The 12,420-nt window shown below is 34.6% G+C and carries 14 protein-coding genes, 1 pseudogene and 1 other annotated feature; of the genes and pseudogenes, 12 read left to right on the plus strand and 3 right to left on the minus strand.

From position 1 onward, the window contains the following. The first annotated feature begins 308 nt into the window (after positions 1-308). Complete coding sequence (locus tag ACH0B5_RS16945; protein ID WP_241559367.1) at positions 309-869, plus strand: MOSC domain-containing protein; 561 nt, start codon at positions 309-311, stop codon at positions 867-869. Positions 870-1,002: 133 nt separating this feature from the next. On the opposite strand, the gene ACH0B5_RS16950 is transcribed toward ACH0B5_RS16945, so the two are convergent. Beyond that, on the minus strand, positions 1,003-1,497 hold the full coding sequence (locus tag ACH0B5_RS16950; protein ID WP_241559368.1) for an SRPBCC family protein: 495 nt from the start codon (positions 1,495-1,497) through the stop codon (positions 1,003-1,005). A gap of 133 nt (positions 1,498-1,630) precedes the next feature. Beyond that, complete coding sequence (locus tag ACH0B5_RS16955) at positions 1,631-2,236, minus strand: membrane lipoprotein lipid attachment site-containing protein (RefSeq protein WP_122973190.1); 606 nt, start codon at positions 2,234-2,236, stop codon at positions 1,631-1,633. A 173-nt stretch (positions 2,237-2,409) separates the two neighbouring features. Beyond that, positions 2,410-2,650 (plus strand) — a binding site (T-box leader). A 67-nt stretch (positions 2,651-2,717) separates the two neighbouring features. On the opposite strand from ACH0B5_RS16955, the gene ACH0B5_RS16960 reads away from it, so the two are divergent. From ACH0B5_RS16960 to ACH0B5_RS16985, 6 genes are all read left to right on the plus strand, one after another. Next, positions 2,718-3,947 (plus strand): MFS transporter, encoded by a 1,230-nt coding sequence (locus tag ACH0B5_RS16960; protein ID WP_122973191.1) that lies wholly within the window; start codon positions 2,718-2,720, stop codon positions 3,945-3,947. Between the two features lie 265 nt (positions 3,948-4,212). After that, positions 4,213-5,556 (plus strand): alkaline phosphatase, encoded by a 1,344-nt coding sequence (locus ACH0B5_RS16965; RefSeq protein ID WP_122973192.1) that lies wholly within the window; start codon positions 4,213-4,215, stop codon positions 5,554-5,556. Between the two features lie 180 nt (positions 5,557-5,736). After that, the gene (locus tag ACH0B5_RS16970; RefSeq protein ID WP_122973193.1) at positions 5,737-5,988 is read left to right on the plus strand and encodes a hypothetical protein; all 252 of its coding nucleotides are present in this window, start codon (positions 5,737-5,739) and stop codon (positions 5,986-5,988) included. Between the two features lie 170 nt (positions 5,989-6,158). Further along, on the plus strand, positions 6,159-7,142 hold the full coding sequence (locus ACH0B5_RS16975) for a ketoacyl-ACP synthase III (RefSeq protein WP_174232704.1): 984 nt from the start codon (positions 6,159-6,161) through the stop codon (positions 7,140-7,142). Between the two features lie 128 nt (positions 7,143-7,270). Further along, positions 7,271-7,609 (plus strand): avidin-fold protein, encoded by a 339-nt coding sequence (locus ACH0B5_RS16980; RefSeq protein WP_174232705.1) that lies wholly within the window; start codon positions 7,271-7,273, stop codon positions 7,607-7,609. Positions 7,610-7,712: 103 nt separating this feature from the next. Continuing rightward, positions 7,713-7,907 carry a DUF6366 family protein gene (locus tag ACH0B5_RS16985; RefSeq protein WP_122973195.1) on the plus strand — a complete coding sequence of 65 codons (195 nt, stop codon included), beginning with the start codon at positions 7,713-7,715 and terminating at the stop codon, positions 7,905-7,907. Positions 7,908-7,936: 29 nt separating this feature from the next. On the opposite strand, the gene ACH0B5_RS16990 is transcribed toward ACH0B5_RS16985, so the two are convergent. After that, complete coding sequence (locus tag ACH0B5_RS16990; RefSeq protein WP_241559369.1) at positions 7,937-8,503, minus strand: hypothetical protein; 567 nt, start codon at positions 8,501-8,503, stop codon at positions 7,937-7,939. 246 nt (positions 8,504-8,749) lie between these two features. Here ACH0B5_RS16990 and ACH0B5_RS16995 point away from each other — a divergent pair. The 5 genes and pseudogenes from ACH0B5_RS16995 to ACH0B5_RS17015 all read left to right on the plus strand — a co-directional run bounded on the left by ACH0B5_RS16995 (position 8,750) and on the right by ACH0B5_RS17015 (position 12,299). Continuing rightward, positions 8,750-9,014 (plus strand): annotated as a pseudogene (locus ACH0B5_RS16995) (CPCC family cysteine-rich protein). Positions 9,015-9,038: 24 nt separating this feature from the next. Further along, positions 9,039-9,611 (plus strand): signal peptidase I, encoded by a 573-nt coding sequence (gene lepB / locus ACH0B5_RS17000; RefSeq protein ID WP_122973197.1) that lies wholly within the window; start codon positions 9,039-9,041, stop codon positions 9,609-9,611. 139 nt (positions 9,612-9,750) lie between these two features. Next, a complete protein-coding gene (locus ACH0B5_RS17005) occupies positions 9,751-10,425 on the plus strand; it encodes a serine/threonine protein kinase (RefSeq protein ID WP_122973206.1) in 675 nt (224 codons plus the stop codon). After that, positions 10,422-10,601, plus strand: a complete 180-nt coding sequence (locus ACH0B5_RS17010; RefSeq protein ID WP_122973198.1) for a DUF4279 domain-containing protein — start codon at positions 10,422-10,424, stop codon at positions 10,599-10,601. Before ACH0B5_RS17005 ends, ACH0B5_RS17010 begins: the two co-directional genes overlap by 4 nt. Positions 10,602-11,804: 1,203 nt before the next feature. Continuing rightward, positions 11,805-12,299: a DinB family protein gene (locus tag ACH0B5_RS17015; RefSeq protein WP_122973200.1), complete on the plus strand. Its 495-nt coding sequence runs from the start codon at positions 11,805-11,807 to the stop codon at positions 12,297-12,299. Positions 12,300-12,420: the final 121 nt, after the last annotated feature.

Below are 12,420 nucleotides of genomic sequence, written 5' to 3' on the forward strand. Positions count from 1 at the left end.
CGTTGGATTTATAGGTTTAATACCCGTTTTTCAACGAAAGGTGTTTTTATTTGTCTCATTTTTTTAGGTCAGTGCGAAGCCCCTGCTTATTTATTAGACTTAGTAAACCATACCGTATAAGGAAAAGGGGAATAACTGTTAGCAATGCATTCATTTTAATCCTCCTTTTTTGTTCTCTTATTTATTTATATTACGAAAATTTTAAAATAGAATTCATTTCTTCTATAAAATAGATGAAGTTAAAGTCCGATTGAAGAAGGAATAATGAGAGATTTTTTGAATAATAAACAGAGGGAAGGAGAGAGGCAATGGTGCAGGAAGAAAATTTAATGTTAGGAACTGTTATAGCGGTCAGTTTAAGTAGTAAGCATACCTTTAGTAAAGATAATCAAGAGCGTATCCAGTTGGTAAAAGGCTTAGGTGTGGAGGGGGATGCCCACTTCGGTTCTACGGTAAAACATCGCTCGAGAGTTGCCCAAAATCCTAACCAACCAAATTTAAGACAAGTCCATTTAATTCAAAACGAGTTGTTTGAAGAGTTAAAAGACGATTTTACGGTTGAACCAGGGCAAATGGGTGAAAATATTACGACCGTTGGCATCAATCTCCTTGAACTACCTACTGACACAAAGCTATACATAGGGGAGAAGGCCATTGTACAAGTGACAGGATTACGTAATCCATGTGGTCAAATCGATGACTTTAAACCGGGATTGTTAAAAGCAGTCGTAGAAAAAGATGCTAATGGAAATCTCATACGAAAAGCAGGAATCATGGGTATTGTTTTGGAAAGCGGTGAAGTAAAACCGGGAGATGCCATCCGAGTTGAATATCCTTCGAAGCCATATAAAAAACTCGAACGGGTATAGGCTCAACCAATCCCACGATTTGCCATGAAAAAATACACGCAAGACAATCTAAATTTGAGAGTGTCAATCCATCACTCTTTTCTTATTTAATCAAACAACGCTGCATCCTATTTTAATAGTTTTCAGCGTTGTTTTATTTTAAAGGTTGGCAACATAATTGACCTTCGCCTTTTTCAAGAGCTGATTTTAAGCTTTCTAACACACCTGACCAAGCCATTTCATGCCAATTAATAGCCTCAATCCAGCCATCACGATCTTTAAATCCAGTATGCAAAATAACGACCTTTGTTGAATTTTCATTGATAGGTGTAAAATTTACTTTAACAGTTGTTAAGTCGTTTTCGTTGTTCATTAATGTGTCGAATTGATCGGGACCTTTCCAAGTGCATTGAAGCTCTTGTTCATTAATGAGTTTAATAATTTTACAACCTTTCGTATTCATACCCGTTCTATTTCCTGGTATGAAATAAAGTTCGTACGCACCGCCTTCTTCCGGCTCTACTATGCTCTCTGGTGCAAACCATTCGGAAACTCTTTCGGAGATTGTCCAAGCATACCAAACGAAGTTCAGAGGGACATTAATTGTTATCTCTTTCATAATTGACTTACCATTTGTAGTAGTTGTCAAAAAGAATCTCTCCTTATATAAATGATTACAAATGATTTTACCATTATTTTGAACATTAAGAAATATTTGTGTGCGAATGATAAAAAACAGCGGAAATAGTTATTCCGCTGTTTAAAGTGTGAATGCTAATTGCTTATTCCGTTTCTATATCTTCTAAGTCATCTGGATATACCATTTCATCAAGCACTTCATCAGTGGCTTCATCTTTTACCGAAACGGTTACTTTATAATCATCTGGATTTGCTCCATCATAAAGTTGGTACATCGCACCAGAGATACCTAGGCCAAGCGCTACAAATCCATCCATACTATTTTCATAAGCTGCTTTATCTACTACTACAGTAAAGTCCGTAAACTTATCGTTATGGGCAATATCTTTAATAGATGCATAGTCTCCACTTGTTTTCATTTCTTCGATAGACTCTTTAATCGATGTTTCTATTTCGTTCATCAATTCTTTATGTTTCGATTTTGACATTTTAAGAGTAACGGAACCGTCATCATTTTTTGTCACCTTATCGATACCATCAGCTTCAGCATCTGCAATCACCGTATCAATATCTTCTTCTCCCTCAAACATAGAAGCAGGTAACGTTACTTCAACGTTTAATAGACCTTTGTCTACATTAAGGCCTTCTTCTTTCGTCTCTTCACTAGCTTTCGTATCTTGCTTATCGTCCGAACAAGCAGTTAGTAAAGCAATCATTAATAAAAATAGAATGTATGAAATCTTTTTCATCATATGTCCTCCTTGGGCGTTTATAAAACTATCGAAATAGTCCGATTACTATTATACAGTTTGTTTTAGCTTATCCTTAGATTTCTAAAAATTTGAAATAATGTCATGATGTAGTGGTGAATAAAAATACGGTTTACATAGCGTATGAATCCTTGTAGTATAGGACTAATAATGAAAAAGCGATGAAGAGAAGAGTAGATAAATGATTTCTTTTCAGAGAGCTCCTGAATGGTGAGAATGGAGTAAGAAAGATTTATTGAAGCAAGCCTCTGAGTATCATATCGTAATTTAAAGGTAGATATGGCGGGAGCTCCCGTTATCGAGCTAGGGTATAAAACATGTACCTAATAAGGTTAATATGGCGACATATTAATAAACTGGGGTGGCACCGCGATTAAAAATCTCGTCCCCAAGACTTTACATTGTAGAGTCTTGGGAACGGGATTTTTTTATTTTTAATTATAAAAAGGGGGATAAAGAAATGAACTTAAAGAAAATGGAATCTTGGAAATATCCGTCTATCTTATTATTTAGTATTGGTGTTTCAAACATTGGAGATTGGATTTATTTTCTTTCTCTAAATTTAATCGTTCTAAATATGACAGATTCTCCACTTGCTGTCTCCATATTGTATATCATCAAACCTTTCGCTACTTTATGTACAAATTTCTGGGCAGGAAGTATGATTGATCGATTGAATAAAAGAAAATTAATGGTTTTCTTAGATGTATTCAGAGCGTTACTAATTGCTTTATTACCGTTCTTTTCGTCAATTACGCTCCTATACATGTTCGTTTTTCTTCTAAATATGGCGAGTTCCATATTTGGCCCAACATCCATGACATACATTACAAAATTAATTTCACCCGAAAAACGAAAGCAATTTAATTCTCTTCATAGTTTAGTAACATCGGGTGCCTTCTTAATTGGTCCCGCTATTGCAGGATTCTTATTTTTAGTCGGAACTCCAACATTAGCGATTTATATTAATGCCATCGCATTATTTCTATCAGGGATTATTACATTATTTATGCCACACTTAGAAAAGGATAGTATAAACACTTCAACTGATAACATGATCACGCTAGAGACAATGAAAAAGGATTGGTCCGTTGTTATCGATTTCAGTCGTCAATTTCGCTACATAATGACTATTTATATTTTATTTAGTTCCGTCATGATGATTATGGCCAGCGCTGTCGATTCCCTTGAGGCAGCGTTTGCAAAAGAAGTGTTATTGCTATCCGACGGACAGTACGGATTTTTAGTTTCAATTGCAGGGGCAGGGATTATGATTGGAGCGATGGTGAACGCATTAATTGTAAAAAAGGTTCAACTATCTGTATTAATCGGTATGGGCCCTCTGCTTGTATCAATTGGTTATGTGATTTATGCTTTTTCAAATTCCTTTTCAGTAGCTGCAGTTGGCTTCTTTTTCCTCGCTTTTTTTAATGCCTTTGCAAATACTGGATTTCTAACGTTTTATCAAACGAATATACCGGTTGAAATAATGGGGAGAATCGGAAGTATTTATAATTTAATACAAGCGTTGATGATCATTCTGATGACAAGCGTGATGGGGGTGATGGCACAAGTACTATCAATTCAGTTTGTTGTCATTATAGGTGTTTTCATCATGTTAGTAGTCTCGATCATTTTGTGCCTATTTAGCCTACATCCTTCCAAAAGGGAAGTAAGAGTTAAAGAATAATTGAAAAACCCTCTTTCTAATAAGTTTCTATTGTAAACTTTGTAAATAGAAACATTGATAATTTCTTGGAAGTTTCCAATAGATTCATCGAAAATATCATCTAAGTAGGATGATAGAATTAAAATTAAATTATTTTAAAAATTTTCCATAGGTATTTTGACTAAAATTTTGTCATTGAACATTTACAACCGATTCATTCCCAATTAATACAGAACACGTAATCTACTAACGTAATATAAATCATATTTTTTAAGGAGAGGTTTTCATGTTTAAAAAAGTTGGTCTAATTGCGTTAAGTACAGGACTTGTTCTATCAGGAGTAGGTTTAAGTACTGCCGATGCTGCAAAAAAAGATGCTTCCCAAGGGAAACAAAATGGAAATAAAGCTGTGGAAAATGTTATTTATATGATTCCAGACGGATTCGGTGCAAATCACGCTGCCAATTACCGTATTTTCAAAGGGGAGGAAGCTGTATGGGATACCCACATTAAAGGAATGTACACGACTTTTTCAGCCAATGCGGATATTACAGATTCAGCTGCTGCAGGTACAGCGATGTCTGCAGGTATTAAAACAAACAATGGTGTCATTGGTTTTGATCCAGAAGGAAATAAAGTAAAAACAATTCTTGAAGCATCGGAAGAAGCAGGTAAATCTTCAGGTTTAGTTGCCACTTCTACGATTACCCATGCAACTCCTGCTAGTTTTGCATCCCATGTAGAACACCGTAGCAACGAAACTGAAATCGCTCGCCAATACATTCAAGAAAGCGGTGTGGATGTCATCTTAGGTGGAGGTAAAAATAACTTCTTACCAACATCAAAAGGTGGTAAACAAACTGAACTAAACTTAATCGATGAAGCACAAGAAAAAGGGTTTGAATTTGTTGAAACCCGTGAACAGTTACAACAAGTTAAAAAGGTAAATGTAGAAAAGGGAGAAAAATTACTTGGTTTATTCGCAGGTGAAGCCCTTGCGCCTGAATTTGACCGTGTTGATACGGAAGAACCAAGCTTAGCTGAAATGACAGAAAAGGCAATTGATACTTTAAACCAAGATAAAGATGGTTTCTTCTTAATGGTAGAAGGAAGTCAAATTGACTGGGCTGGCGAATCCAATGATGCAGCTTATGCTATGCATGAAACAAAAGCTTTTGAAGAAGCAGTTCAAGAGGCAATTGAATTTGCAAAAGAAGATGGCAATACTTTAGTCGTAGTGGCTGGAGACCATGAAACAGGTGGTATTTCAGTAGGCTCTTCTTCATCATCAAATACAACAGCTGACGTTCTTAAAAATGTAACAGCTACGGGTGAATTTATGGCGAGTCAATTAAACGCAGACCGTTCAAATGTAAAAGAAGTGGTATTACAATATACTGGTATTGAATTAACAGATGCAGAAGTTGCTACTGTTCAACAAGCAGAAGATGCGAAATCAGCGATCAATAAAGTTATCAGTGAACGTGCAGGTATTGGTTGGACAAGATATGGTCATACTGCAGCCCAAGTTCCTGTCTTTGCATTCGGTCCAAAATCCGATAAATTTGTAGGGTTCCACGATAATACCGACTTACCACAAATTATGAAGGATGCAATGAAACTTAAATAATATAAACGTAAAAGACTGTAGGTAAAAATGATGAAAATCGTGATTGCCTACAGTTTCTTTTTTTAGTACATCTGTGCATGCTGGAAAAATGTTTAACGATTTCTCTAAGATAAATATAGATGATTAGTAGAATAATCACCTATAATGAAGACAACAAGCTGCTTTAGGAAGTGTACAAATATGTCACCATTAATGATAGGTATTATACTTGTTTTTTTAGGTCTATGTTTGATTCCATTAGGTTATTCAGAGTTGAAAGAAGAATTGAAAATGGTCAAAGTAGAAACATCTAGTTTTAAGAGATTAATAGTTTATGTAACTACGTTTATTGGTTTATTAAATTTTAATAGTTATTTAGGGTGGATACTAAGTATAGCGTTACTTTTCGTATTTGGTGGTGGAGCATTTATTTTTCTAACGATTCTCCAATAAAGCGTATTTTCTCTGTAAAAGGGTGAAGAAGTGTATTTGATATTTTTATCAAATACGCTTTTTTTATAAAACAAATGAAAAACGGAAGAGGAATTTTTTGCACTAAATTTAGTACTAGGTCATAATAGTAACTAGTAAAATGATTGTAAAAACTAAATGAGGTGAATATGATGACGAAAAGTAAAGCACGCATTACAGCGATAGGTTCTTATGTCCCTGAAAAAAGGCTGACAAATTATGATTTAGAAAAAATGGTCGAAACAAATGACGAATGGATCGTTCAACGGACAGGTATAAAGGAACGGAGAATTACGAGGAAAGATGAATTTACAAGCGATATTAGTTATAAAGCTGTTCGAAATTTAATGGAACGTTATGACAAAACGGTAGATGATGTGGATTTGATAATCGTCTGTACATTAACGCCTGATTACAAAACCCCAAGTGTTAGTTCGATGCTACAAGCAAAACTTGGTATTAAAAATACGGGGGCAATGGATTTAAACGTTGCTTGTGCCGGATTTACTTACGGGTTATATGTGGCGAATGGTTTAGTTACATCAGGTTTAAACAAAAAGGTTTTAGTTGTTGGGGCTGAAACACTTTCGAAAATAACGGATTATACAGATAGAACAACTTGTATTCTTTTTGGAGACGGAGCCGGTGCAGTTCTAGTAGAGTACGATGAACAAAATCCTAGCTTCATCTCCACTCATCTCGGGTCGGAGGGCGAAGGAGGAAAACATTTATATAGTACAAATCTATCGAATAGCATGAATGGAGAAGACATAATAGGCAATGGTTGCATTGTTCAAAATGGTAGAGAAGTTTATAAATGGGCGGTAAAAACTGTTCCAAAAGGAATGCAATCTGTTATGGGAAATGTGAATATGGAGTTGGAAGAGGTCGATTGGTTTGTTCCCCATAGTGCCAATTTAAGAATGATCGAATCCATTTGTGAGAAAAGTAGTTTCCCAATCGAACAAACATTATATAGCTTAGTGGATTATGGTAATACTTCATCAGCTACCATTCCATTATCTTTAGATATGGCAGTACGTGAAGGGAAAATTAAAAATGGACAAAAACTATTATTATATGGTTTTGGCGGCGGCTTAGCCCATGCAGGACTGCTTATTACATGGACAGTGTAGCCTAACAAATTATTTACAAGCATTTATCTAAATGGATAAATGCTTTTTTAAGCTATTACAGAAGGAGATAAGTATATTTTATTGAATATGTAATAAAGTACGAAAAGGTTTTCAATAGGGGGTAAAGCATGATTCATTATAATGATCGAACGTTTATTTCAACTGAAAATACGGCAAATGGGGAAGTCTCTTCAAAAACGACCTTTCATTACAAACAAGAGGGGAATATTATTTCAGCAACATATGGCGGCGGAGAAATTATAAAAGGTTTCCTAATAGGCATTGTAAATGAAGATGGTTCTTTAAAGTTTAAGTACAACCACGTCAATACGAAAAAAGAAATAAGAGGAGGAAAATGCGTTTCCACCCCTGAAATTTTAGAAGATGGCAGAATACGATTACATGAAAAATGGGAATGGTTCGATGCGGAAGACAGTAAAGGAAATTCGATTATAGAGGAAGTTTGATTTAAAGATTGGACGATTACGATTAAAATAAAGTGCTTTGATCTGAGTAAGGTTGAAGCCTTTTTTTATTCATGGATTCAATTCATTGTTGGGGGGTACAAAGATGGGTAAAGAAACTCCGGAGCAAACAAGGGAAAGACTTAGAAAAGAAGAACGAAAAAGAAATCCTACTGGTAATATGAATAATGCCTTTAAAAAAGCCGGAGCAGGGAGTTTTGCTGATTTAAACTGGAAAGGTACAGGAATTCTCATCCTTGTCGTTTTATTCGTTTTTATCATTGCATCCATTATGAAATAAGGGACCCAATTTTAGGGCCACGGTATTATTTATACTTCTGCCTCACTCACATTATCGGAAAGTATAGCTTTTCGTGCAAAATTTACTAAGATGAATCCGAGTATTCCTCCAGCTATATTACATAAAAGATAAATGATTTCCATCATATTATAGTGACTCATCACTAAACCAAACCACTCAAATAAAAGACGAGAAATGTCTATTCCTAAGCAACTTATAACAATCATGAAACCTAATTTCTTTAAATTGTTCGAATGGATAAGAACCGTTAAATAAATGCCAAGAGGAATGAAGAGGAGGATCGAACTCCAAATGGAAATATTGATATGCATCGTATCATAAATACCAAACCAGTCATTCGATGAAAGAAAGGAACTGTGTATGTCATTTGGATTTTGAGGTGGAATGGTAATACCTCCGAATTTTATTTGGATCAAACTGATGCAATAAAACAGAAAACTATATATGAGAATTCTTCTTACATTACTGCTTTTTGATTTTCTAAAGTAATCAAGCAATATATCAATAAAAATATACATAAGTAAAAATAAAAATCCTAAAGGAACAATATTGTAGAGAATATAAGTTGAGCTCATCATCTGCCTCCTTATAGTTGGATAATTAATGTATCTATCTTACATACTTTTACAATATAAGGCAATGGATGATACAAAAAGTTCGTTAAACAAGTTAGGTATGAAAATAAAGATAAGCATAAAATTTTAGAAATTTCCAGTCCATTAATTTCATATTTTGTTTAAACAAAGGTGTTTATCTAAAAGGGATGAACGCCTCTTTTGTTGAAGTTCTTAAAATGCATAGAGAATACTAGAGGTGATTAGGTGAAATATACATGTCCATGTTGTGGATATAAAACATTAGATGAACAACCTCCTGGTACATACGATATTTGCCGTATTTGTTATTGGGAAGATGATGGGATTCAATATGATGATCCGAATTGAAGGAGGCGCAAATATTCCATCTTTAAGACAAGCGCAGAAAAACTTTATTGAATTTGGTGCCTGTGAAGAAAGATGTATTGAATTTGTCAGAAAGCCAAATGAAAAAGATGAGAAAGATGTTCATTGGAAACAGTTAGTTTGAAAAAAGAACAAGGGGGTATGAAAGATGGGGAAAGGGACTGAAAGAAATGAATCATTGGAATGGGTTAAAGCAACATTGATTGCCTTTATATGTGTTTGGGGAATTCGATTTTTCCTTTTTACTCCTAAGAAAGTAGAAGGTGCTTCGATGATGCCAACTTTTGAAGATGGCGATCGAGTGATTGTGAATAAGATTGGACCGAGATTAACAGCGTATGAACGATTTGATGTCATTGTATTTAAGGTAACAGAAGAAAAAAATTATATTAAACGAATTATCGGCTTTCCAGGTGATCAAATCACTTATGAAGACGATGTTCTGTATATAAATGGGCAAAAATATGATGAACCTTATTTAGAACAGTATAAGGCAGCGTTGAAAGATCATGGAACGCTTACTGAAGACTTTACAATAGAAAAATATTTAGGGGAAAAAGTCGTTCCAGAAGGTTACTTGTTTGTTCTTGGAGACAATAGAAGAAAAAGCATTGATAGTAGAGACCCTCACCTTGGATTTGTTTCAATGGAAAAAGTGTTAGGAACTGCAGATATTAAATTTTGGCCAATAAATCATATGGAGTTCATTAATAAACAATAATAAAAAAGAATAACATATTGAAAGGTTTTTTGTTTAATTAGACTCCTATGTTGAAGGTATGGAACGTATGATGCAGGTTCATTGAGCGAGAAAGGGTATAATGGATGCAATTTCAAACGTTCATGAAGGGAGAGGTTATATGCAAAATAGTTGGGAAAAGGCGATAGACTCTCTTTCCAAGATTACGGTTTTATCAAATCCAAATAATGAGCCTGTAACAATTATTGGTGAAGCAGATGATTTGAAGTGTATTGGAATGGGTACAGATGCGGCTGTTTTTCAATCAGTAAACGCCCCAGCTTTTGCATTAAAATTATATGCTAAGGACAAAAAAGAAAAAGTAAAAGTGGAAGCAAAAGTTTATGAAAAATTAGGGGATTCCCCTTTCTTTCCTAAATGTTTTGCTGCATATGAAGAATTCCTTGTTATAAGCTACGAGGAAGGAATAACCCTCTTTGACTGTGTTCTACAAGGTATTCACATTCCAGAACAAGTTGTAAATGATGTGGAGGAAGCGCGGGAATATGTGCGCTCAAAAGGACTGAACCCTCGGGATATCCATTTAAAAAATATATTACTACAAAACGGGAGAGCTAAAATACTCGATGTGTCGGAATATATATTGCCCGGTAATGATTTCCGGTGGGAACATTTAAAAAAAGGATATGAACAGTACTATCATTTAATAGACGGGAATCCTGTCCCTTTTTGGTTAGTAGAGACTGTTCGCAAATGGTATAACCAGCGAAATAAATACTTCTCTTCCTATGAAGATTTTACAAAAAAGGTGTTTAATTTTTTGTATAAAAAATAAGGAAACATTATAAAGAGCGTTATTCTTTAGGCGTTTTTATACGAATCTATTTTGAGTTTATTGATGCTCAAACTCCTGGTATTCATTTGAATAAAAAGATTATACAATTCGCAAATAATATAGGGGTAGATATTGAAGTATTTATTGATAATGAAGTGGAAAAAGTGAAAAGATAGGGAAATGGCTCTGTATCTGATGATGCTTAAAGTATTTGTTAATTGTTTTAGAAAGGGTTGGTCCGGAACAGACAAATATAAATAATACCAACCTAAAAAAGTAATTACGTGTTCATAAGGAAGTAACTATTCAATTAAACATACCACTCCAATATTTTTGGAGTGGCTTTTTTCTAAAATATTATTTTCAACAATTGGGCCAGATTGTTGAGGAAAGTAAAAACATATTTTTATAATGCAATTGAAATTTTGAAGAATTAAAATTAAATTTATTTTGGCATTTGAATTAATTTCAGTATAAAAACGCTAACCAAAATGATTAATGTATTATACATAGTATAAGTGAACACGCAGGTATCTAAGGTTTACTGCGTTAATTCAAAAAGATGATATTTAATTTGAAAGCCCCGGCGTTTATAAAGTTTAACTAAACGATAGAAAAAAATCATGGAGCAGGTTTCTAATATGGAGTTGGAGTAGGAGGAGAACAATGGAAGGCGTCAATGCTTCTTAAAGCAATTGAATATTGATTCCATCTTCCACCGAAAAACCTGTATCCATAAGCTCTTTCGTGGCCAACAGCTGTCAGAAAGAACCAGAAATTGTCACCGTTTCTAAGCCACATATAAGTAAAACGAAAAATACAATTGTCAAGACCCCTTGGATTCTGGCCATAGAAAGGCATTTGTTCTATATATTGCATAAATCAATATACACTCCTTTTTGAAATTAGACATATAACCAGTTTATGCTCAATATCAAAGCATGGGTTGGATGTATGCCCTAAATAGTTTTATGTATGGGGATAGCAGCCACTGCTAAATGGAATAGCCATAATTCCTTGCTAAGTGACGGGTGTGTAACATAAAGTTAGGTTGTTTAGGCGAGCTTTCAAGTAACGGTTGCTTTTCAGATAAGGAAAGTGCTTTTCTCGATTTAAGGTGCTAGTTTGTTGAGGAGATAAATATAAACTGTATAATGCGATTTTTGGACTACACTTAGAGACAGCTTACGCTAATAAGCAAATATAAGGTTCTTTACTATCGGACACTTTCCTTGAAGAAGGAGGTATGCAATTGTGGAGCTAGGAAGGGAATCAGATTGTTCATCTCGAAATTATAGTAATGCCAGATTAACTTACCGAAACTGAAGATTTTAGCAAAGGGATTATCGATTTTCGGGATGAAATAGGGGGAATAGAAAATGGATGTAAGGACACTTTTGTTACAGCAATGGGCGAGTTGCTTAGATAAAGAGGACTGGTTTCCACCACTTGAAAAAGTGCTAGAGAATGTCACTTTTGAACAAGCACTTTGGAAACCAGCTGATGGGGCAATGAATTCCATTTGGGAATTAGTTTGTCATTTGCTTTTCTATGAAAAGAGATATCTCATGCGATTCCTTGGTGAAACAGCGAATGAACCAAAGGCAGAAAATAATGAATCTACATTTCAATTACCAACTGAGACATTAGAAAATTGGGAGGAAACAAAACAAGAATTCTTTTATGTTCATCGTGAACTTGAAAAAATACTAGCAACATCAGAGCATGAAGATTTATATAGGCAGGTCCCAGGAGAAGATTATTCATTAGTGCTTGAACTAAAGAGTTTAGCAATGCATAACGCATATCATATTGGGCAAATTGTATTTCTAAGTAAAATGCAAGGAGCTTGGGCAAGGAAACGCAGCTTTTAAAAAACTTTATTAGTTTTACAGTTATTTCATAATTGGGCGCAATTCGGTAGTGACCCCTTAAAGTTAGAGTTATTATTATGCAGCTAATTGGCTGGCATGTTTTCGGTAATTTACTGGACTC

Origin of the sequence: Ureibacillus sp. 179-F W5.1 NHS (assembly GCF_045369345.1) — a bacterium.
In the GTDB taxonomy this organism is placed as follows: domain Bacteria; phylum Bacillota; class Bacilli; order Bacillales_A; family Planococcaceae; genus Ureibacillus; species Ureibacillus halotolerans.

What these genes read in the sequence shown, in the direction of transcription:
- ACH0B5_RS16945 (WP_241559367.1), top strand. Translation starts at nt 309, where the DNA reads ATGGTGCAGGAAGAAAATTTAATGTTAGGAACTGTTATAGCGGTCAGT.
- ACH0B5_RS16955 (WP_122973190.1), bottom strand. Translation starts at nt 2,236, where the DNA reads ATGAAAAAGATTTCATACATTCTATTTTTATTAATGATTGCTTTACTA.
- ACH0B5_RS16960 (WP_122973191.1), top strand. Translation starts at nt 2,718, where the DNA reads ATGAACTTAAAGAAAATGGAATCTTGGAAATATCCGTCTATCTTATTA.
- ACH0B5_RS16965 (WP_122973192.1), top strand. Translation starts at nt 4,213, where the DNA reads ATGTTTAAAAAAGTTGGTCTAATTGCGTTAAGTACAGGACTTGTTCTA.
- ACH0B5_RS16970 (WP_122973193.1), top strand. Translation starts at nt 5,737, where the DNA reads ATGTCACCATTAATGATAGGTATTATACTTGTTTTTTTAGGTCTATGT.
- ACH0B5_RS16975 (WP_174232704.1), top strand. Translation starts at nt 6,159, where the DNA reads ATGACGAAAAGTAAAGCACGCATTACAGCGATAGGTTCTTATGTCCCT.
- ACH0B5_RS16980 (WP_174232705.1), top strand. Translation starts at nt 7,271, where the DNA reads ATGATTCATTATAATGATCGAACGTTTATTTCAACTGAAAATACGGCA.
- ACH0B5_RS16985 (WP_122973195.1), top strand. Translation starts at nt 7,713, where the DNA reads ATGGGTAAAGAAACTCCGGAGCAAACAAGGGAAAGACTTAGAAAAGAA.
- ACH0B5_RS16990 (WP_241559369.1), bottom strand. Translation starts at nt 8,503, where the DNA reads ATGAGCTCAACTTATATTCTCTACAATATTGTTCCTTTAGGATTTTTA.
- lepB (WP_122973197.1), top strand. Translation starts at nt 9,039, where the DNA reads ATGGGGAAAGGGACTGAAAGAAATGAATCATTGGAATGGGTTAAAGCA.
- ACH0B5_RS17005 (WP_122973206.1), top strand. Translation starts at nt 9,751, where the DNA reads ATGCAAAATAGTTGGGAAAAGGCGATAGACTCTCTTTCCAAGATTACG.
- ACH0B5_RS17015 (WP_122973200.1), top strand. Translation starts at nt 11,805, where the DNA reads ATGGATGTAAGGACACTTTTGTTACAGCAATGGGCGAGTTGCTTAGAT.